The sequence below is a fragment of the Cupriavidus taiwanensis genome (genome assembly GCF_900250115.1).
Classification (GTDB): domain Bacteria; phylum Pseudomonadota; class Gammaproteobacteria; order Burkholderiales; family Burkholderiaceae; genus Cupriavidus; species Cupriavidus taiwanensis_B.
Map to the genome: position 1 here is coordinate 2,721,544 of NZ_LT984803.1, position 17,661 is coordinate 2,739,204.

General features: G+C 70.8%; 17 protein-coding genes, 1 other RNA gene, 1 pseudogene and 1 riboswitch. Of the genes and pseudogenes, 10 read left to right on the forward strand and 9 right to left on the reverse strand.

The window, feature by feature from the left end; translation table 11 throughout:
• The first annotated feature begins 63 nt into the window (after window positions 1–63).
• Complete coding sequence (gene panC, locus CBM2586_RS12690) at window positions 64–912, forward strand: pantoate--beta-alanine ligase (RefSeq protein WP_115661346.1); 849 nt, start codon at window positions 64–66, stop codon at window positions 910–912.
• A gap of 55 nt (window positions 913–967) precedes the next feature.
• On the opposite strand, the gene CBM2586_RS12695 is transcribed toward panC, so the two are convergent.
• Window positions 968–2,161, reverse strand: coding sequence for a PepSY-associated TM helix domain-containing protein (locus CBM2586_RS12695; protein WP_115687868.1), 1,194 nt, complete (start codon window positions 2,159–2,161; stop codon window positions 968–970).
• 150 nt (window positions 2,162–2,311) lie between these two features.
• Window positions 2,312–3,826 (reverse strand): cobyric acid synthase, encoded by a 1,515-nt coding sequence (locus CBM2586_RS12700; protein ID WP_115687870.1) that lies wholly within the window; start codon window positions 3,824–3,826, stop codon window positions 2,312–2,314.
• A gap of 38 nt (window positions 3,827–3,864) precedes the next feature.
• On the opposite strand from CBM2586_RS12700, the gene cobU reads away from it, so the two are divergent.
• From cobU to CBM2586_RS12720, 4 genes are read left to right on the forward strand one after another with little or no spacing between them, the layout of a single operon-like run.
• Window positions 3,865–4,569, forward strand: coding sequence for a bifunctional adenosylcobinamide kinase/adenosylcobinamide-phosphate guanylyltransferase (gene cobU / locus CBM2586_RS12705; RefSeq protein ID WP_115661343.1), 705 nt, complete (start codon window positions 3,865–3,867; stop codon window positions 4,567–4,569).
• Window positions 4,563–5,537 (forward strand): adenosylcobinamide-phosphate synthase CbiB, encoded by a 975-nt coding sequence (gene cbiB, locus CBM2586_RS12710; protein ID WP_115661342.1) that lies wholly within the window; start codon window positions 4,563–4,565, stop codon window positions 5,535–5,537. The genes cobU and cbiB overlap by 7 nt, the downstream gene beginning before the upstream one ends.
• Window positions 5,534–6,550 carry a threonine-phosphate decarboxylase CobD gene (gene cobD, locus CBM2586_RS12715; protein WP_115661341.1) on the forward strand — a complete coding sequence of 339 codons (1,017 nt, stop codon included), beginning with the start codon at window positions 5,534–5,536 and terminating at the stop codon, window positions 6,548–6,550. Before cbiB ends, cobD begins: the two co-directional genes overlap by 4 nt.
• Before the next feature lie 16 nt (window positions 6,551–6,566).
• Window positions 6,567–7,472 carry a cobalamin-binding protein gene (locus CBM2586_RS12720; protein WP_115688755.1) on the forward strand — a complete coding sequence of 302 codons (906 nt, stop codon included), beginning with the start codon at window positions 6,567–6,569 and terminating at the stop codon, window positions 7,470–7,472.
• On the opposite strand, the gene CBM2586_RS12725 is transcribed toward CBM2586_RS12720, so the two are convergent.
• The 7 genes and pseudogenes from CBM2586_RS12725 to CBM2586_RS12755 form a co-directional block, all read right to left on the reverse strand.
• Window positions 7,473–8,054, reverse strand: coding sequence for a histidine phosphatase family protein (locus tag CBM2586_RS12725; RefSeq protein WP_115687872.1), 582 nt, complete (start codon window positions 8,052–8,054; stop codon window positions 7,473–7,475).
• Window positions 8,039–8,905, reverse strand: a complete 867-nt coding sequence (locus CBM2586_RS12730; RefSeq protein ID WP_231942399.1) for an adenosylcobinamide-GDP ribazoletransferase — start codon at window positions 8,903–8,905, stop codon at window positions 8,039–8,041. The genes CBM2586_RS12725 and CBM2586_RS12730 overlap by 16 nt, the downstream gene beginning before the upstream one ends.
• Complete coding sequence (gene cobT, locus CBM2586_RS12735) at window positions 8,902–9,942, reverse strand: nicotinate-nucleotide--dimethylbenzimidazole phosphoribosyltransferase (protein WP_115687874.1); 1,041 nt, start codon at window positions 9,940–9,942, stop codon at window positions 8,902–8,904. Before cobT ends, CBM2586_RS12730 begins: the two co-directional genes overlap by 4 nt.
• 33 nt (window positions 9,943–9,975) lie before the next feature.
• Window positions 9,976–10,608 (reverse strand): cob(I)yrinic acid a,c-diamide adenosyltransferase, encoded by a 633-nt coding sequence (cobO, locus tag CBM2586_RS12740; RefSeq protein ID WP_115661338.1) that lies wholly within the window; start codon window positions 10,606–10,608, stop codon window positions 9,976–9,978.
• Window positions 10,601–11,338, reverse strand: a pseudogene (locus tag CBM2586_RS12745) (ABC transporter ATP-binding protein); the annotation flags it as partial. The gene cobO and the pseudogene CBM2586_RS12745, both read right to left, overlap by 8 nt.
• 101 nt (window positions 11,339–11,439) lie before the next feature.
• Window positions 11,440–12,447 carry a FecCD family ABC transporter permease gene (locus CBM2586_RS12750; RefSeq protein WP_115687876.1) on the reverse strand — a complete coding sequence of 336 codons (1,008 nt, stop codon included), beginning with the start codon at window positions 12,445–12,447 and terminating at the stop codon, window positions 11,440–11,442.
• A 41-nt stretch (window positions 12,448–12,488) separates the two neighbouring features.
• Window positions 12,489–14,381 (reverse strand): TonB-dependent receptor domain-containing protein, encoded by a 1,893-nt coding sequence (locus CBM2586_RS12755; RefSeq protein WP_115687878.1) that lies wholly within the window; start codon window positions 14,379–14,381, stop codon window positions 12,489–12,491.
• Window positions 14,382–14,455: 74 nt separating this feature from the next.
• Window positions 14,456–14,749, reverse strand: a riboswitch (cobalamin riboswitch).
• 209 nt (window positions 14,750–14,958) lie between these two features.
• Here CBM2586_RS12755 and CBM2586_RS12760 point away from each other — a divergent pair.
• The 5 genes from CBM2586_RS12760 to CBM2586_RS12780 all read left to right on the forward strand — a co-directional run bounded on the left by CBM2586_RS12760 (window position 14,959) and on the right by CBM2586_RS12780 (window position 17,537).
• Window positions 14,959–15,264: a hypothetical protein gene (locus CBM2586_RS12760; RefSeq protein ID WP_115661334.1), complete on the forward strand. Its 306-nt coding sequence runs from the start codon at window positions 14,959–14,961 to the stop codon at window positions 15,262–15,264.
• Window positions 15,261–15,593: a cell division protein ZapA gene (locus CBM2586_RS12765; protein ID WP_018008043.1), complete on the forward strand. Its 333-nt coding sequence runs from the start codon at window positions 15,261–15,263 to the stop codon at window positions 15,591–15,593. Before CBM2586_RS12760 ends, CBM2586_RS12765 begins: the two co-directional genes overlap by 4 nt.
• Before the next feature lie 235 nt (window positions 15,594–15,828).
• Window positions 15,829–16,046: non-coding RNA, 6S RNA (gene ssrS / locus CBM2586_RS12770), on the forward strand.
• 107 nt (window positions 16,047–16,153) lie between these two features.
• Window positions 16,154–16,636: an EVE domain-containing protein gene (locus tag CBM2586_RS12775; protein ID WP_172583238.1), complete on the forward strand. Its 483-nt coding sequence runs from the start codon at window positions 16,154–16,156 to the stop codon at window positions 16,634–16,636.
• A gap of 76 nt (window positions 16,637–16,712) precedes the next feature.
• Entirely contained in the window at window positions 16,713–17,537 is an 825-nt protein-coding gene (locus CBM2586_RS12780) for a sulfite exporter TauE/SafE family protein (RefSeq protein ID WP_115663689.1), read from the forward strand.
• The last annotated feature ends 124 nt before the right edge of the window (window positions 17,538–17,661 follow it).

Here is a 17,661-nt window from a genome sequence, read left to right on the forward strand (position 1 = left end):
CAGCCGCCGCCCGCCGCGAACCGGCGTCCGGGTCACCCCTACACGACCAGCACACCAAGGCAGATGAAAGTCATTTCCTCCATCCAAGAGCTGCGGGACCAGTTGCGCGGCCAGAACCGCGCGGCCTTCGTCCCCACCATGGGCAACCTGCACGAAGGCCACCTGTCGCTGATGCGCCTGGCGCGCCAGCATGGCGACCCGGTGGTGGCATCCATCTTCGTCAACCGCCTGCAGTTCGGCCCGAACGAGGATTTCGACAAATACCCGCGCACGCTGCAGGACGACATCGAAAAACTGCAGAGCGAAGGCGTCTACGTGCTGTTTGCGCCCTCCGAGCGCGACATGTACCCGGTGCCGCAGGAATACCGCGTCGAGCCGCCCCACGACCTGGGCGACATTCTCGAGGGCGAATTCCGCCCCGGCTTCTTCAAGGGCGTGTGCACCGTGGTGATGAAGCTGTTCTCGTGCGCGCAGCCGCGCGTGGCGGTGTTCGGCAAGAAAGACTACCAGCAGCTGATGATCGTGCGCCAGATGGTGCAGCAGTTCGCGCTGCCGATCGACATCATTCCCGCCGAGACCGTGCGCGCCGAAGACGGCCTGGCGCTGTCGTCGCGCAACCGCTACCTGAGCCCGGACGAGCGCGCCGAGGCGCCGGTGCTGTACCGCACGCTGCACGACGTGCGCGACACCGTGCTGGGCGGCGACCGCGCCTCGGCCGACCTGCTGGCGGTCGAGGCGGGGGCCCGCGCGTCGCTGCAGCAGCGTGGCTGGAAGCCGGACTACGTGTCGATCCGCAAGCGCGTCAACCTGCAGGCGCCGACGCGCGAGGAATTCCTCGCCGGCGAGCCGCTGGTGATCCTGACCGCGGCCCGGCTGGGCGCGACCCGGCTGATCGACAACCTCGAAATCTGAACGGCGCGTCCGCGACCGCCAGAAAAGTAAGGCAGGCCCGGCGGCCTGCCTTTTTTCATGCCCCGCGCATGCCGGCGCGCTGCGCGCTCTTGACCACATGGCGCTGGTGGCCGCGCCGCCGCTTCCACCAGATCAGCGTGCCGGTCACGGCAAACGCCAGCGGCGCCAGCCCGAAAAGCGTGATAAAGATCCGCCCAGGCAGGCCGAAGGCTTCGCCGGTATGCAGCGGAAACTGCCAGTTCAGCAGCGTGTCGCCGGCGGGCGCCTGGTGCGGGTCGCGCACGCCCAGCGGCGAGCCGGTCCAGGCATCGAGCCAGAGCCGCGTGGCGCCGGTGTGCTGGCGCACCTCGCCGGGCTGGCACAGCCGGATCTCGAAGGCATCGCCGGGCTTGCGCGGGAAGCCGATGCGGGTGACCTGCGCCTGCGGGAACTGCGCCTGCGCCGCGGCCATGATCTGGCCCGCTTCCAGCGGCCGCGCCCCGGCCGGCGCCGGTGCCGAGACGTGCTTGGCGGGCGGCGTCACCGTCATCACGCCAGCGACGATCGGCGTCACCCACTTGGGCAGGTTCAGGTACCAGCCGGAAAACGCGACGATGGCCAGCACCGGCGCGGCCAGGATGCCGCCGGCGCGGTGCAGCGAATAGTTGAAGCGCGACCACGAGCCGCCATGCGTGATGCGGAACGCCTGCTCTACCGAGCGCAGCTTCATCTTGGGCCACCATGCCGCCACCCCGACCAGCGTGGTCAGCAACAGCAGCATGCCGGCCACGCCGGTGATGGTCTTGCCCGTATCGCCGGACAGCAGGTAGCGGTGCAGGTGGAACAGCGTGGGCAGCAGCAACCGGCGCGACAGCCCGGGTTCGCCCCAGACGCGCTCGCCCTTCACCGCCAGCGTGACCGGGTCGACCATCACCTGGCGCGAGCGCCCCGGCACCACGCCGTCGGGCCCCTTGGCCGGATACCAGGCGATAAAGACGCCGCCGGCATGGGTCGGCAGCATCAGCAGGTTGGGCTTGCCGTAGGGCGGCGCCGCGAGGCGCTCGGTCACGGCCTGGACCGCGTCCGGGGTCAGCGGCGCGGTCATCGGCGCGGACGCCACCAGAAGGTCGGGATTGAGCCAGGCGTCGAGTTCATCGCGCCAGGCGATGGTCATGCCGGTCAGCCCCATCAGGACGAACAGCAGGCCGAGACTGAGGCCGATATAGCGATGCAGCTTGACGAGGACGACGCGCAGGCGGCCGGTGACCATGACGGGGTGAAGTACGTTGAGCGGACGCTGCAAGCCGCGGAATATGGCGCACAAGCCATGCCATGCCGCGTTGCGAATGCGAAAGATTCGCGATTCTAGCAGGGCCTCGGCGCCCTGCCGTGGCGGCGCCGTGGCAACGCCGCGGCAACGTCAGCGCCGCAACGGCGCCAGCAGTGCCGCCAGGTCCAGGTGCGCGGCCATGGTGTCGGCCAGGCGCTCGATCGACGCTTCGCGCAGCGCGTCGAGATCGACCGCCTGCGCCCGGTCCAGCCCGGCCCAGCGCAGCAGCGCCTGGCAGGCGGCGGGATCGTCGAACAGGCCGTGGACATAGGTCGCCAGCACCTGCCCGTCGCCCGAGCGCGCGCCGTCCGGCCGCATGCTGCCGTCGCCGCGCTCCAGCCACAGCGCCGGCTGCTCCAGGCCCTTGCCGGTGGTGACGCCGAGGTGGATCTCGTAGCCGCGCACCGGCGCGCCGGCCGGGTCCGACAGCCGTCCGCGCACCTGGCGCAACTGCTTGTCGGCGGCCAGCGTGGTTTCGTAATCGAGCCAGCCCAGGCCGGCGCTGCTGCCGGCGGGGCCTTCGCGGCCGTCGGGATCGTGCACCTGCCGCCCCAGCATCTGCATGCCGCCGCAGATGCCGATCAGCTTGCCGCCGTAGCGCAGGTGCCGCGCCAGCGCGGCGTCCCAGCCCTGCGCGCGCAGGAAGTCGAGGTCGCCGCGCACGTTCTTGCTGCCGGGCAGCACCACCAGGTCGGCGGGCGGGATCGGCCGGCCGGGGCCGACAAACTGCAGGTCGACCTGCGGGTGCGCGCGCAGCGCGTCGAAGTCGGTATGGTTGGCGATGCGCGGCAGCACCGGCACGATTACGCGCAGGCGCTGCGCGCCCTGGCCCCCCTCGGCCTGCACGCCGATGATGGCGTCCTCGGCATCGAGGTGCAGGCCGTGCAGGTACGGCAGCACGCCGAACACCGGCTTGCCGGTACGCGCCACCAGCCAGTCCAGGCCCGGCTCCAGCAGCCCGATATCGCCGCGGAAGCGGTTGATGATGAAGCCGGTCACGCGCGCGCGCTCGCTCCCGGACAGGCAGTCGAGCGTACCCACCAGGTGCGCGAACACGCCGCCGCGGTCGATGTCCGCGACCAGCACCACCGGGCAGTCGACCTGCTCGGCAAAGCCCATGTTGGCGATGTCGCGCTCGCGCAGGTTGACCTCGGCCGGGCTGCCGGCGCCCTCCACCAGCACCACCTCATGCGCCCGCGCCAGGCGCGCGTGCGAGGCCAGCACCGCCTGCATCGCCTGCGGCTTGTAGGCGTGGTAGGCGCGCGCGTCCAGGTCCAGCCGGGCGCGGCCATGGATGATGACCTGGGCGCCGGTGTCGCTGCTGGGCTTGAGCAGCACCGGGTTCATGTCGGTATGGGGCGCCAGCCGCGCGGCCTGCGCCTGCAGCGCCTGGGCGCGGCCGATTTCGCCGCCGTCGGCGGTGACGGCGCTGTTCAGCGCCATGTTCTGGGGCTTGAATGGCACCACGCGCGTGCCGGCGCGGGCCAGCACCCGGCACAGACCGGCGACGATGGTGCTCTTGCCGGCATCGGAGGTGGTGCCCTGGACCATCAGGGTGCCGCGCAGGCCACCCGGCGGCGGGGATTGCGGAGAGTCGGGTTGCATCGGCGGATTATCGCACCGCCGCGCACGCGGGCCGTGCCATGCCCGGATGCGGCGGCTACAATACGCGGATGGAAACCCCGGCCATCGCACCCGCCCCCGCGTCGGGCACCGCACCTGCCGCCCAGCCGCGCGCTGCCGCCGGCGGCAGCGGCGGCCGCCAGCTTACCCTGGTGCTGGGCGGCGCCCGTTCCGGCAAGAGCCACTTTGCCGAACAGCTCGCCACCGACCACGCCACCATTACCGGCGGACCGGTCACCTACATCGCCACGGCACATCAGGACCCGGCCCATGCCGACCAGGAACTGGAGGTCCGCATCGCGCTGCACCGCGCGCGCCGCCCCGCCGACTGGCGCCTGGTCGAAGAGCCGGTGCACCTGGCCGATGCGCTCTATGCCAACGCGCGCCACGACGGCTGCATCCTGGTGGATTGCATGACGCTGTGGATCAACAACCTGCTCTTCCCCAACGGCCGCAGCTATCCCGAGCATGGCGTGATCACGCCGCCGGCAGCGTTCACCGAGGAAATCGAGGCGCTGCTCAATGCGCTGCCGACGCTGCCCGGCCATGTGATCCTGGTCTCGAACGAGATCGGCTTCGGCGTGATCCCGATGGGTGCCATCACCCGCTTCTATGTCGATGAACTGGGCCGCCTGAACCAGAAGCTGGCCGCCGCCGCCGACTGCGTGCGGCTGCTGGTGGCGGGTATCCCGGTCGCGGTAAAGGGCCCCGATCCCGCATGCTGATGCTGGCCTGGCCGGCATGCGTGGCAGCGGCATGGATCGGGGCACTGCTGGACCGCTGGCTCGGCGAGCCGCGCCGCTGGCATCCGCTGGTGGGCTTCGGCCGCATCGCGGCCGCCCTGGAGCGCCGCCTCAACCCTCCCTCGCAAGGTGATGCGCGATCGCGCCAGCGCCTTGCCGGGCTTGCCGGCTGGTGCGTGCTGGTGCTGGCCCCGGCCGCGCTGGCATGGTGGCTGGTGGCCGCCGCGGCCCGCTGGCATCCGCTCGCCGCGCTGGCGCTGCATGCGCTGGCGCTGTACGCGGCGCTGGGCGCGCGCAGCCTGCACCAGCATATCGCCCCGATCGCCGGCGCCTTGAACGCGGCCGACCTGCCTGCCGCGCGCGCGCTGACCGCGCGCATCGTCTCGCGCGACACCGCCGATGCCGACGCCGAGGCGCTGGCGCGTGCCGCCTGCGAATCGGCACTGGAAAACGGCAACGACGCCGTGTTCGGCGCGCTGTTCTGGTTCCTGGTCGGCGGCGCGCCCGCCGTGATCGTGTTCCGCCTGGCCAATACGCTCGATGCGATGTGGGGCTACCGCACGCCGCGGCTGCTGCATTTCGGCTGGGCCGCGGCGCGTCTCGACGATGCCCTCAACCTGGTGCCGGCACGGCTGACCGCGCTGTCGTATGCGCTGCTCGGCGCCACCGCGCCGGCCTTGCGCTGCTGGCGCACGCAGGCGCCGGCGTGGTCGAGCCCCAATGCCGGCCCGGTGATGGCCGCGGGAGCCGGCGCCATCGGCGTGCGTCTCGGCGGCCCGGCGCGCTATCACGGTGAAATCGAGCCACGCCCGCCGCTGGGCGCCGGCACCGCGCCGCAGGCGGCGCATGTGATGGCCTGCCTGCGGCTGGTGGAACGCACGCTATGGCTGTGGCTGGCACTGGCAGGCGCGAGCGCGCTGGCCGCGCTGATCATCTCCGCACCGGCATGAGCACCGCCCTGCCCCCGATCCGCCATGGCGGCGACCTGCTCGCCGCGGTGCGCCGCTACGGCCGCCCGGCCGACGAGTGGCTCGACCTGTCCACCGGCATCAATCCCGGCGGCTATGCGGTGCCGATGCTGCCGCCGCAGGTATGGCAGCGGCTGCCGCAGGACGACGACGGCCTGGCCGAACTGGCCGCGGCGGCATGCGGCGCGCCCCATGCGCTGCCGGTGGCCGGCTCGCAGGCCGCGATCCGCACGCTGCCGGCGCTGCTGCGCCCGGGGCGCGTCGGCATCGCCGCGCTGGGGTACAGCGAATACGCGCCGGCGTTCGCCACCGCGGGGCACACCGTGGTGCTGCTGGACGAAGCGGACTTCAAGCGGCCTGATCTGGCCGACGCGCTCGATCATCTGGTCGTCGTCAACCCGAATAACCCGACCGCGCGCATGCTGCCCGCCGCCACGCTGCTGCGCTGGCATGGCGCGCTGGCTGCGCGCGGCGGCACGCTGCTGGTCGACGAAGCCTTTATCGATTGCCTGCCCGGCGCTTCCGTCGCCGCGCATAGCGCCCGGCCCGGGTTGGTGGTGCTGCGCTCGATCGGCAAGTTCTACGGGCTGGCCGGCATCCGCTGCGGCTTCGTGCTGGCACAGCCGGCGCTGCTCGACGCGCTGCGCGCGCGCCTGGGCCACTGGACCGTCGCCGGCCCCGCGCGCGAGGTGGCGCGCCGCGCGCTGGCCGACCAGCCGTGGCAGCACGCCACCCGTGACCGGCTGCAGGCGTGCGGGGCACGGCTGGCCGCCATGCTGGACCGCCACGGCCTGGCGCCGGCGATGCACCCGTTGTTCTGCTGGGTCCCGCATCGCGACGCCGCGCGGCTGCACCACGGCCTGGCGCAGCACGGCGTCTGGACCCGTTATTTCGATGCCGCCGGCGGCTGCGCGCCGAGCCTGCGCCTTGGACTGCCGCCGGACCAGCCGCTGGCCTGGCAGCGGCTGGACGCGGCGCTGGCGGCCGCTGCCTGACCTTCCGACGCCTGCCATGCCGAACCGCCTCACCCCTGTCATCGCCTACGCCCTGCTGACCGCGGCGCTACCCGCCACCGCCACGGTCTCCGCCATCGACGACGCCGGCCAGACCGTGACCCTGGCGCAGCCCGCGCGCCGCGTGGTCTCGCTGGCGCCGCACGTCACCGAGATGCTGTTCGCCGCGGGCGCGGGCGACCGCATCGTCGGCACCGTCAACTACAGCGACTACCCGCCGCAGGCGCGCGCGATCGCGCGCGTCGGCGACAACAAGGCGCTGGACCTGGAGCGCATCGCCGCGCTCAAGCCCGACCTGATCGTGGTGTGGCGCCACGGCAATGCACAGAAGCAGGCCGACCGCTTGCGTGCGCTCGGCATCCCGCTGTTCTACAGCGAGCCGCGCCGGCTGGCGGCGATCCCGGACAACATCGAGAAGCTTGGCACGCTGCTGGGCACCGAGGCCACCGCGCGGCGCGCCGCCGACGGCTTCCGCCAGCAGGTGGAAACGCTGCGCAAGACTTATGCGGCGCGCCCGCCGGTGACGGTGTTCTACCAGGTCTGGCAGCAGCCGCTGATGACGCTCAACGGCCAGCACCTGGTCAGCGACATGCTGGCGCTGTGCGGCGGCCGCAACCTGTTCGCGGCCGAGGCGCCGCTGGTGCCGACCGTGTCGGTCGAAGCGGTGATCGCTGGCAATCCGGAAGCGATGGTGACGGCGGGCATGGGCGCCACGCGCTCGGACCAGCCGTTGCCGGATTTCGAGATGTGGCGGCGCTGGACCCAGGTCACGGCGGTGGCGCGCAACAACCTGTTCGTGATCGATGGCGACCTGCTCAACCGTGCCGGCCCGCGCGTGGTGCAGGGCGCGGCGCAGCTCTGCAAGGACCTCGACACCGCGCGCAGCCGCCGGCCGGCACGCTGATCAGCCGCCGCGGTTCCACCAGCCCAGCCGCGCCCCGCCCTGCCCCAGCCGGAATCCGCAGCTGGCGCCGAAGCCGAGTTCCCAGCTGACCGTGGTCGACAGCGGCACGCCCAGCCAGTGCGCCGCCAGCATGCGCATCGGCCCGGCATGGCCGACCACCCAGAGGCATTGCGCGCGCGCGCCGACCAGGGTCGCGGCCCAGCCAACCACCCGCGCCATCGCCTGCGCCGGCGATTCGCCGCCATGCGGACGCGCATGCAGCAGGTCGGCCGCCCATTGGTCCAGCGCAGTGCGGTCGATCGCATCCCAGGCCACGCCCTCCCAGCTGCCGAAGTCGATTTCGCGCAGGGCCGCTTCGGTGTCGATGTCCGGCACGCCGCCGGGCCATGCCTGGGCCAGCGCCTGCGCCGTGCCGAGCGCGCGCGCCAGCGGGCTGGCGACGATGCGATCCGGTGCCGGCAGGCCGGCAACGATGCGCGCGGCGGGCGGCGTCAGCGGCGCCAGCAGCGGCAGGTCGAGGCAGCCATAGCAGGTGCCTGCCGGCACCTGCGGCTGCGCATGGCGGATCAGGACCAGGTCCATGCCGCGGCCACCAGGTAGAGCAGGATTTCGGCGCATTGCTGGGCCATGCCCAGGCAGTCGCCGGTATAGCCGCCGATGCGGCGCACGAAGTACCGGCCGAGCAGCAGGCGCAGCACCAGCAACGCTGCGAAGGCCGCCGCGCCGAACCCCGGCGACACCAGCCACAGCGGCACCAGCCCGCACAGCAGCGCGAACACCAGGCCCGCGCCGGCCAGCTTCTGCGCCACCGGCTTGGCCTTGCCCTCGGCGCGCACGTAGGCCAGCGTGGCGAGATAGCTGACCGCCATCGCGCGGCTGGCGGCATGCGCGGCGACCAGTACGGCGATCAGCACCGCGATGCCGCCGCGCCCGGCGATGGCGACCAGCAGCTGCCACTTCAGCAGCAGCGCCACCACCAGCGCGATCGCGCCGAACGCGCCGATGCGCGAATCGTGCATGATGCGCAGCACGTCGTCGCGCCGCCACGCACCGCCGAAGGCATCGATGCAATCGGCTAGCCCGTCTTCATGGAAGGCGCCGGTCAGCAGCAGCGTCGCGGCCATGCCCAGCAGCACGGCCACGCCGGGCGGCCACCACAGCGCCGCCCCCCAGGTGAGCAGCGCGCCCGCGCCGCCCACCAGCAGCCCGACCAGCGGAAAGTAGCGTGCGGCGGCATGCAGGTAATGCGGTTCGAAGCCGACCCAGCGCGCCAGCCAGCCCGGCAGCGGCACGCGCGTGAAGTAGCCCAGTGCGGTCAGGAAATAGCGCAGTTCGCCGGCCACGCCCGCGCGGCCGCGGGGTACGGGTCCGGGTCCGGCTTCGGGTCCGGGTTCGGGTTCGGGCATGGGCACCGGGTCGGGCGGCACGCTCATGGCGATGCGGTGCTGACGCCGGCGCCGCTGAAGGTGGCCATCTCGTTCAGGAACGCCGCCGCCGCGGCCAGCAGCGGCCACGCCAGCGCGCAGCCGGTGCCTTCGCCCAGGCGCAGGTCCAGCGCCAGCAGCGGCGCGGCGTCGAACTGCGCCAGCAGCGCGCGGTGGCCGCGCTCGTGCGAACAGTGCGTGAACACGCAGTATTGCAGCACGTTGGGGTCCAGCCGCTGCGCCACCAATAGCGCGGCGGTGGCGATAAAGCCGTCGACCAGGATCACCATGCGGCTGGCCGCGGCGGTCAGGAACGCGCCGGCCATCATCGCGATCTCGAAGCCGCCGAAGGTGGCCAGCACCTCGAGCGGCGCCTGCGCATCGGCATGCCGCGCCAGCGCGCCGGCCAGGACCTCGCGCTTGCGCGCCAGGCCGGCGTCGTCCAGGCCGGTGCCGCGCCCGATGCAGTCCTCGAGCGGCAGGCCGGTCAGCCGCTGCATCAGGCACGCCGCGGCCGAGGTGTTGGCGATGCCCATCTCGCCGAAACCGATCACGTTGCAGCCCTGCTGCGCATGGCGCAGCACGCGCGCCATGCCGGCGGTCATCGCCGCGGCGGCTTGCTCAGGCGTCATCGCCGGCTCGCTGGCGAAGTTGCGGGTGCCGTCGGCGATGCGGCAGTTAACCAGGCCGGGCGCCGCCGGCAGCGGCACGCGCACGCCCGCGTCGACGATCTCCAGCGCAATGCCGTGCTGGCGCGAGAACACATTGATCGCCGCGCCGCCGGCGAGGAAGTTCTGCACCATCTGCGCCGTGACCTCGGCCGGATAGGCGCTCACACCGGCGTCGGCCACGCCATGGTCGGCGGCGAACACGATCACCGTGGGACGCCGTAGCACCGGCCGTGCGCTGCCCTGGATCAGGCCCAGCTGCAACGCCAGTGCTTCGAGCCGGCCGAGCGCGCCGAGCGGCTTGGTCTTGTCGTCGATGGCGGCCTGCAGCACCGGGCGCAGGGCATCGTCGAGCGGAGGAATTTCGGGAAACTGCATGATGCCTGGATCGGGTACTCAGAAAAAATGGGGCTACATTTCCACGCCGCGCTGGGCCTTGATGCCCTGCTGGAACGCGTGCTTGACCGGGGTCATGTCGGTGACGGTGTCGGCCGCCTCCACCAGCGCCGGCGGCGCGCCGCGGCCGGTGATGACCACGTGTTGCAGCGGCGGACGCGCGCGCAGGTCGGCAATGACCTGCTCCACATCAAGATAGTGCAGCTTGAGCGCGATGTTGAGCTCGTCGAACAGCACCAGGCCGATGCCGGGGTCGCGCAGCATGCCGCGCGCCACTTCCCACGCGGCCTCGGCCTTGGCCACGTCGCGGGCACGGTCCTGGGTTTCCCAGGTATAGCCCTCGCCCATCACGTGGAAGGCGCATTCGTCGGGAAAGCGGCGCAGGAACATCTCTTCGCCGGTGGGCTGCGCGCCCTTGATAAACTGGACCACGCCGGTGCGCATGCCATGGCCGAGCGCGCGCACCACCATGCCGAAGCCGGAGCTGGACTTGCCCTTGCCGTTGCCGGTGGTGATGACGATCACGCCGCGCTCGTCCTGCGCGGCGGCGATCCTGGCGTCGACCACTTCCTTCTTGCGCACCATGCGCGCCTTGTGGCGGGCATCGCGGTCCGGGTCCTGCGCGGTGGGGTTCTGGTTTTCAGTCATGTCGTGAGTCTGGTGTGGTGAGGCGCGCGCCGTCGGGAATCAGCGCGGTATGGGCGCCGTCGCTGACGCTGACGATCGCGGTGCGCAGCGCGCGCGAGCAGTGTTCGGGGGTCAGCACCTGCGCGGCGGGGCCGTGCAGCGCGGTGCCGTCTGCGGCCATCAGCAGGGCGTGGGTGGCGTAGCGCAGCGCCAGCGTCAGGTCGTGCAGGATCACCACGATGGCGTGGCGCCCCGCCCTGGCCAGCGCGGACAGCTGCTCCAGCACCAGGATCTGGTGGCGCAGGTCCAGGTGCGAGACCGGCTCGTCGAGCAGCAGCAGTGGCGCCTGCTGCGCCAGCGCCGCGGCCAGCGAGACGCGCTGGCGCTCGCCGCCGGACAGCGTCAGCACATCGCGCGCGGCCAGCGCCTCGATATCCATGGCGCGGATCACGTCGTGCACGATGCGATCGTCCTCGCGCCCGGTCCAGCCCCAGCCCGACAGGTGCGGATGGCGGCCCACGCGCACCGCGTCTAGCACCGGCATCGGGAAAGTGTCGTGCACGGCTTGCGGCAGGTAGGCGCGCTGGCGCGCCAGCACCGCGGCATCGACCAGGGCCAGCGCGGTGCCGTCGATCTCGACGCTGCCGCCGTCGGCGTGGCGCAGTCCGGCCAGCACCGTCATCAGCGTGGACTTGCCGGCGCCGTTGGGGCCGGCGATGCACCACAGCTCGCCGGGGCCGATCGCCAGGCTCAGGCGCTCCACCAGCACGCGCTGGCTGGTGCGCAGCCGCAGCTCGCGCAGCGTCAGGCGCGGACAGGCAGCGAGCGGAACCGACCAGTGCGCGCCGGCGCTCATCGCGGCCTCCGCAACAGCAGGTACAGGAAGGTTGGCACGCCCAGCAGCCCGGTGATCACCCCCACCGGCAGCTGCGCCGGCGCCACCACGGTGCGCGCGATCAGGTCGGCCGCCATCAGCAGCGCGCCGCCCAATAGCGTCGCGGCCGGCAACAGCATGCGCTGGTCGTTGCCCCAGGCGAGCCGCACCAGGTGCGGCACCACCAGCCCGACAAAGCCGATCGAGCCGGCAGTGGTGATGGCCGCGGCAATGCACAGCGATGCCAGCATGAAGGTCGCCAGCCGCACGCGGCCGACGCGCACGCCCAGCGCCTGCGCCACGGTCTCGCCCAGCAGCATCACGTTGAGCGCGCGCGCCATCGGCATGGCCAGCAGCAGTGCCGCCGCCAGCATGGCCAGCGCGCCGCCGTAGCTGGCGGTGCCGCCCAGGTCGCCGGTGAGCCAGAACAGCATGCCGCGCAGGCGCGACTCCGGCGCGACCGACAGGATCAGCGTGATCACCGCGCCCCAGCCGGCGGCCAGGATCACGCCGGTCAGCAGCAGCCGCGCGCCGGCTTCGCGATGGCCGCCCTGCACCTGCGGATGCAGCAGGTCGCGTCGCGCCAGCGAGGCCACCAGCACCATCGCCAGCAAGGCGCCGAGCGCCGCGGCCGCCTGCACGCCCCACCATGGCGCCAGCACCAGCATCGCCAGCAGCGCGGCGGTGGAGGCGCCGCCGGATACGCCCAGCACATAGGGCTCGGCCAGCGGGTTGCGCAGCAGCACCTGCATCAGCGCACCGGACAGGGCCAGCAGCCCGCCGCAGGCAAAGGCCGCGGCCGCGCGCGGCAGGCGCAGCTCATGCACGATGGCGCCGGCAGTGCCGGTGTCGGCTCCGCTCAGCGCCAGCCACAGCGCGCGCGCATCGAGCGCAACGCTGCCGAGCGCCAGCGACAGCGCGAACGCCAGCAGCGCCGCCAGCGCCAGCACCAGCCAGATCGCCAGGGCCCGCCGGAACTCAGACATGGAACTCACACATGGAACTCACACAGGGCGCGCCCGCGCGCTCATCGCTGGCGCCAGCCCAGCGTGATGAAACCCGCGCGCCCCTGCGTGTTGTACGGGTAGGCGAGTTGATAGTCCTTGTCGAACAGGTTTTCGACGCGGGCGGCGATGAACCATTGCTTGTCGATGTTGTAGCGGGCGTTGAGGTTGACGATACCGTATCCGCCCAGCCGGCGCGAGCCCGCATCCATGCGCGACGACGACAGCAGCCATTCGCCGCCGAAGCGCCAGTTGCCGACATTGCGGCCCACGTCGAGCGCGGCGTGGCGGCGCGCGCGGCGCAGCAGCTGCGTGTCGGACTGCTCGTCGACCGGGTTCTGGAAGGTCACGCTGGCGCCGATGTCGGTGCCGTAGACACTGGCGCGCCACGACGCCTCGATGCCCTGCACCTTGGCCTGGTTGACGTTCTGCGCCAGGAACATGCCATTGGGCTGCAGTGCCGACACGATCAGGTCGTGGTAGCGCGTCTCGAACGCGGTCACGCGCAGCAGGCCGGCGCTGGCGGTGGTGTACTGCACGCCGGCCTCGACCGACTTGGCGCGCTCGGGTTGCAGGTTGGGCTGGCCGAAGTTGGGGTAGTACAGCTCGTTGAAGGTCGGCGCGCGGAAGGCATTGCTGACGTTGGCGATCAGCTTGAACGCATCGGTCAGGTCGTAGCCGTAGCCGGCGAAGAAGCTGCCCTGGTTGCCGAAGTCGGAATAGTGGTCATTGCGCGCGTTGAGCTGCAGCTGGTGCTTGCCGAAGCGCCCGTCATAGCCGCCGAACACCGAGAACACATTGCGCGTGGGCGCGCCGTAGGCGCTCGAGTCCAGCTCCTGCTGCAGGTAGTCGGTACCGAACAGCAGCATGTGGCCGACGGCCAGCGCGTACTCGTTCTGCCAGTTGAACTGGCGGTTGCGGGTATTGAAGGTGCCGTTGGGCCTGTCGTTCAGGAAGGTATCGCTGCGGTCCTCGCTCTGCGACAGCTTGAAATGCGTGGTCCAGTCCGCGCCCAGCTTGCCGTTGGCGAACGCCGACAGCGTGTACAGCTCGCTGTTGGTGCGGTTCTCGTCGGTGGGGCGGCCGAAGGCGCTGTCGAACGACAGCTTGCTCTTCGAGTAGTAGCCGCTGATGCCCGCATCCCAGTTCGGCGTGAAGCGGTGCTTCACCTGCCCCGACACGCTCTGGTTCTCGTACGGGTTGTCGTTGGGATTGGCGCGCGGCGCCTGCCTGGTGTCGATCGACGAGAAGCCGTCGGTCTTGAACGCCGAGCCGGTCAGGTTGAACGAGGTGTCGCCGACCTGGCCGCCGTAGCCGACCGTGCCCTGGCGCGTATTGTTGCTGCCGTACTCAACCGCCGCGTTGGCCGCCGGCGCCTGGCCGGCGCCGTTCTTGGTAAAGATCTGCACCACGCCGCCGATCGCGTCCGAGCCGTACAGCGCCGAGACGTTGCCGCGCACCACCTCGATGCGGTCGATCTGGTCGGGCAGGATATTGGCCAGCTGCGCGGTGCCGCTGCTGGCCGACGAGACCCGCACGCCATCGATCAGGATCAGGGTCTGGTTGGAATTGGCGCCACGCATGAACAGCGAGGTGTTGCCGCCCATGCCGCCGTTGGTGGCAAACTCCACCCCGGCCTGGCTGCGCAGCAGCGTGCGCAGGTCGGGCGCCTGCGAGTTGATGATGTCCTGCTGCGTGACCACCGTGGTATGCGGCAGCGCCTCGGTGATCGACTGCGCGGTGCGGGTGGAAGTGACCACCACCGGCGCGAGCTGCGCGGTGCGGCTGTCGGCCGCCTGCGCGCAGGCGCTACCGGGGACGAGGGTGAACGAGGCCATGGCCGCCAGGATGGCGGGCACGGACGGACGCACCGCCGGGCTTGCCGGGCGGGTTGACCTGTGAAGCGATGAACGCATGATGCAGGACTGGATAGGAACGGCCGGGCCCGTTCCCCCGCGGGCCATATGGCGATGAGGCGTGCCGCGCACGGGCGGCAGCCCGCGTTCAGGCCGGTATCCGGGCTGGCGACACGAAACCGGCGCCTTCCCGAACCTGCGGTTCAGTGGCGTGTGGCCGGTCCTGCGGGCAGTGGCCGTGCATCCGATGACGGATCGGGCCGTGCCAGCCGGCGTGGCTGGCGTATGCGCACCGCGGTCGCTTACCGTTGCGGGGGCAGCACAGGTTGGCCTGTCCGGCGCGCAGCCGGCCCGGCTCCCTGTTTCCCGTTGAACTGCCCCTTCGCCAGGGACGAAAAAGGGCGAGCACCTGGAACGTGCGCGAGTCTATGGCGTTTCGCCCCCCGCGTCAACGCGACAACCCCACTGCGCCCATGGCCGCGTGGTAGCGTTTTGTCACACTCTCGCGGCGTCTTGGGTGCAGAAGCCTGCAACTTCCATGCGGGCGGCCGGTCACAAACCTTTCCTCCGCATTGTGCATGCCGGCGCATCGGCTAGAATCGCGATACCTGACACTACTCCCATCATGACAGGCCCTATGCTCACCGAACTCGAACAACTGGCCGCCAAGATCGGGCGCGTGCTGCATCATGCGGACACCCTGGCGGCGGAGAACCAGCGGCTGCGCGACGAGATCGCGCGGCTGGAGGGCGAAGCCGCGCAGTTGCGCGCCGAGCGCGAGGCCATGGCCGCCGACCGCGAACTGCTCAATATCAAGATCGAGGAAGCGCAGCTGCGCATCCAGTCCATCCTTGACAAGCTGCCGACCGCCAGCGACACGCGCCAGCTCGACCTGCTCGGCGAAGAGGCCGAGGCGCACAAGGCCCCCGGAGAACACGCATGAGCAACAAGCAAGTAGAAGTCAACATCGCCGGCCAGGCCTACCGCTTCGCCATCGCGCCCGAGAACGAGGCCGCGCTGCTCGAGGCTGTGGCCCTGGTCGACACGCAGATGAACAAGCTGCGCAATGGCAGCGCGGCCAAGGGCGTCGAGCGCGTGGCGGTGATGGCCGCGATCAGCATCGCCTCGGACCTGCTGTCGCTGCAGCGCAAGCAGCAGGCCGAGGGCGCGATCCCGGTCGACGCCATCCGCGCGCGCATCCGCGAACTGAACGACCGCGCCGACGAAGCGCTGCGGCAATATGCCCACGTGGGCACCGGTACCCGTGGCTGAGCGGCAATGGTGTCATGTGCTGCGGATGCCGCGCTGTCGCGCAAAATGTAACGACACGCGCGAGCGCACTTGGTATGCCCTGCAACGCGGTGTATAGTGTAGCCAGACTGCACGAGGCACCACAGAAGTGCAGCTGACAGGTCAGGTTATCGCGCCTGGCCGCCGTTTTCATCCCATCCTTGTTAGAAACGGCAAACGTCTGACATCCCGCACGTGGACAGTCAGACGTTTGACAGTTTCCCTGCCTGGTTCGTGAGGGTCATAAACTCCTTGAACCGATATGCATTGCATGGTGCGGGATTATGTCGCGTGGGCGAGCGCGTCGTCGCATTCATAGTCCGGGCCTGGCCTGGACTCCCTGAGTGGATGATGTACCCGAAATGCGACTTCCGCAGCCACTCTGAACCTCACTTGGGTTCAGGATGCCGACCCAGCGGCCGAGGCGGGGACCCCCTAAAAAGGCGGTGGTTTTCTGAACCATCGCCTTTTTCTTTGCCTGCATGCCTGCCCGCAGGCTTGCCTGTGTCTTTCGCGCGGGCCTTCCTTTCCTGAGCAGCGCCGTGAGCCCTAACCAGAACCAACGCGCCCGCCAGTACTGGCTGATGAAATCGGAACCGGACGAAGCCAGCATCGACGACCTGGCCCGGCAACAGACGCTGCCGTGGACCGGCGTGCGCAACTACCAGGCGCGCAACTTCATGCGCGACGCCATGCAGATCGGCGACGGCGTGCTGTTCTACCACTCGTCGTGCCCCGAGCCCGGCATTGCCGGACTGGCCGAGGTCTGTTCCGCGCCCTACCCCGACCCCACGCAGTTCGACCGCAACAGCCCGTATTTCGACGCTGCCTCCAAGGCCGAGGCGCCGCGCTGGCTGCTGGTCGACGTGCGCTACGAACGCAAGAGCCGGCTGATCCCGCTGGCCGAGCTGCGCGAGCATGAAGCGCTGGCCGACATGGTGGTGCTCCGGCGCGGCAACCGGCTCTCGATCACGCCGGTGACACCGGCGGAATGGCGCTATATCACCGGCAAGCTGATGGGCTGACGGGCTACGCCGGGCCGCGCCGATCCAGGCCTTGCGCGGCAACGCTGACGACAATAACAACGACCTTGCTGACACGATGCCGTTCGACAACCTGCCGGTGCTGATCCCCGCCCTGCTTGCGCTGGGCGCATTCACCGGCTTCTGCGCCGGCCTGCTCGGCGTGGGCGGCGGCATGATGATGGTGCCGTTCCTGACGCTGCTGTTCACCGGCCTGGGCTTTGCCGGCGAAGCCATCGTCCATATGGCGATCGCTACCTCGATGGGCACCATCCTGTTCACCTCGCTGTCGTCCGTGCGCGCGCACCACCAGCGCGGCGCGGTGCGCTGGCCGATCGTGCTGGCACTCGCGCCCGGCATCGTGATCGGCGGCATGGTCGGCGGCGGCAAGGTCTTCGCGGCGCTGAAGACCAGCTGGCTGTCGCTAGCGTTCGCGGGCTTCGTCGGCTTCTCGGCGCTGCAGATGCTGCGCAACCGCCGGCCCAAGCCGGGGCGCCAGCTGCCGGGCTTTGCCGGCATGGCCGGCGCCGGCGGCGTGATCGGCTTCCTGTCGAGCCTGGTGGGCGCGGGCGGCGCCTTTGTCTCGGTGCCGTTCATGACCTGGTGCAATGTGCCGATCCACAACGCGGTGGCAACCTCGGCCGCGCTCGGCTTCCCGATCGCCGCGGCCAGCGTGGCGGGCTATATCTGGAGTGGCTGGCACGCGCCCGGACTGCCGGCGGCCTCGCTTGGTTATCTCTACCTGCCCGCGCTGCTGGTGATCGCCGTGGCCAGCGTGCTGACCGCGCCGCTGGGCGCGCGCACCGCGCACCGCATGGATGTGGGCCAGCTGCGCAAGATCTTCGCCGTGCTGCTGCTGTGCCTGGCCACATATATGTTGTGGAAGGCCTGGCAGGCGTTCTGACAACCCGCGTCACCCGCACGGACGAAGAGTGACCACCCGCGCGGCGCCATCGCAACAATCGTTTGCAATGTCGCGGAACGATCGCCGCCTCGGCGACGTCTGATACCGATCACGTTTGATTGGG

What these genes read in the sequence shown, in the direction of transcription:
- panC (WP_115661346.1), top strand. Translation starts at nt 64, where the DNA reads ATGAAAGTCATTTCCTCCATCCAAGAGCTGCGGGACCAGTTGCGCGGC.
- CBM2586_RS12695 (WP_115687868.1), bottom strand. Translation starts at nt 2,161, where the DNA reads ATGGTCACCGGCCGCCTGCGCGTCGTCCTCGTCAAGCTGCATCGCTAT.
- CBM2586_RS12700 (WP_115687870.1), bottom strand. Translation starts at nt 3,826, where the DNA reads ATGCAACCCGACTCTCCGCAATCCCCGCCGCCGGGTGGCCTGCGCGGC.
- cobU (WP_115661343.1), top strand. Translation starts at nt 3,865, where the DNA reads ATGCCCGGATGCGGCGGCTACAATACGCGGATGGAAACCCCGGCCATC.
- cbiB (WP_115661342.1), top strand. Translation starts at nt 4,563, where the DNA reads ATGCTGATGCTGGCCTGGCCGGCATGCGTGGCAGCGGCATGGATCGGG.
- cobD (WP_115661341.1), top strand. Translation starts at nt 5,534, where the DNA reads ATGAGCACCGCCCTGCCCCCGATCCGCCATGGCGGCGACCTGCTCGCC.
- CBM2586_RS12720 (WP_115688755.1), top strand. Translation starts at nt 6,567, where the DNA reads ATGCCGAACCGCCTCACCCCTGTCATCGCCTACGCCCTGCTGACCGCG.
- CBM2586_RS12725 (WP_115687872.1), bottom strand. Translation starts at nt 8,054, where the DNA reads ATGGACCTGGTCCTGATCCGCCATGCGCAGCCGCAGGTGCCGGCAGGC.
- CBM2586_RS12730 (WP_231942399.1), bottom strand. Translation starts at nt 8,905, where the DNA reads ATGAGCGTGCCGCCCGACCCGGTGCCCATGCCCGAACCCGAACCCGGA.
- cobT (WP_115687874.1), bottom strand. Translation starts at nt 9,942, where the DNA reads ATGCAGTTTCCCGAAATTCCTCCGCTCGACGATGCCCTGCGCCCGGTG.
- cobO (WP_115661338.1), bottom strand. Translation starts at nt 10,608, where the DNA reads ATGACTGAAAACCAGAACCCCACCGCGCAGGACCCGGACCGCGATGCC.
- CBM2586_RS12750 (WP_115687876.1), bottom strand. Translation starts at nt 12,447, where the DNA reads ATGTCTGAGTTCCGGCGGGCCCTGGCGATCTGGCTGGTGCTGGCGCTG.
- CBM2586_RS12755 (WP_115687878.1), bottom strand. Translation starts at nt 14,381, where the DNA reads ATGCGTTCATCGCTTCACAGGTCAACCCGCCCGGCAAGCCCGGCGGTG.
- CBM2586_RS12760 (WP_115661334.1), top strand. Translation starts at nt 14,959, where the DNA reads ATGCTCACCGAACTCGAACAACTGGCCGCCAAGATCGGGCGCGTGCTG.
- CBM2586_RS12765 (WP_018008043.1), top strand. Translation starts at nt 15,261, where the DNA reads ATGAGCAACAAGCAAGTAGAAGTCAACATCGCCGGCCAGGCCTACCGC.
- CBM2586_RS12780 (WP_115663689.1), top strand. Translation starts at nt 16,713, where the DNA reads ATGCCGTTCGACAACCTGCCGGTGCTGATCCCCGCCCTGCTTGCGCTG.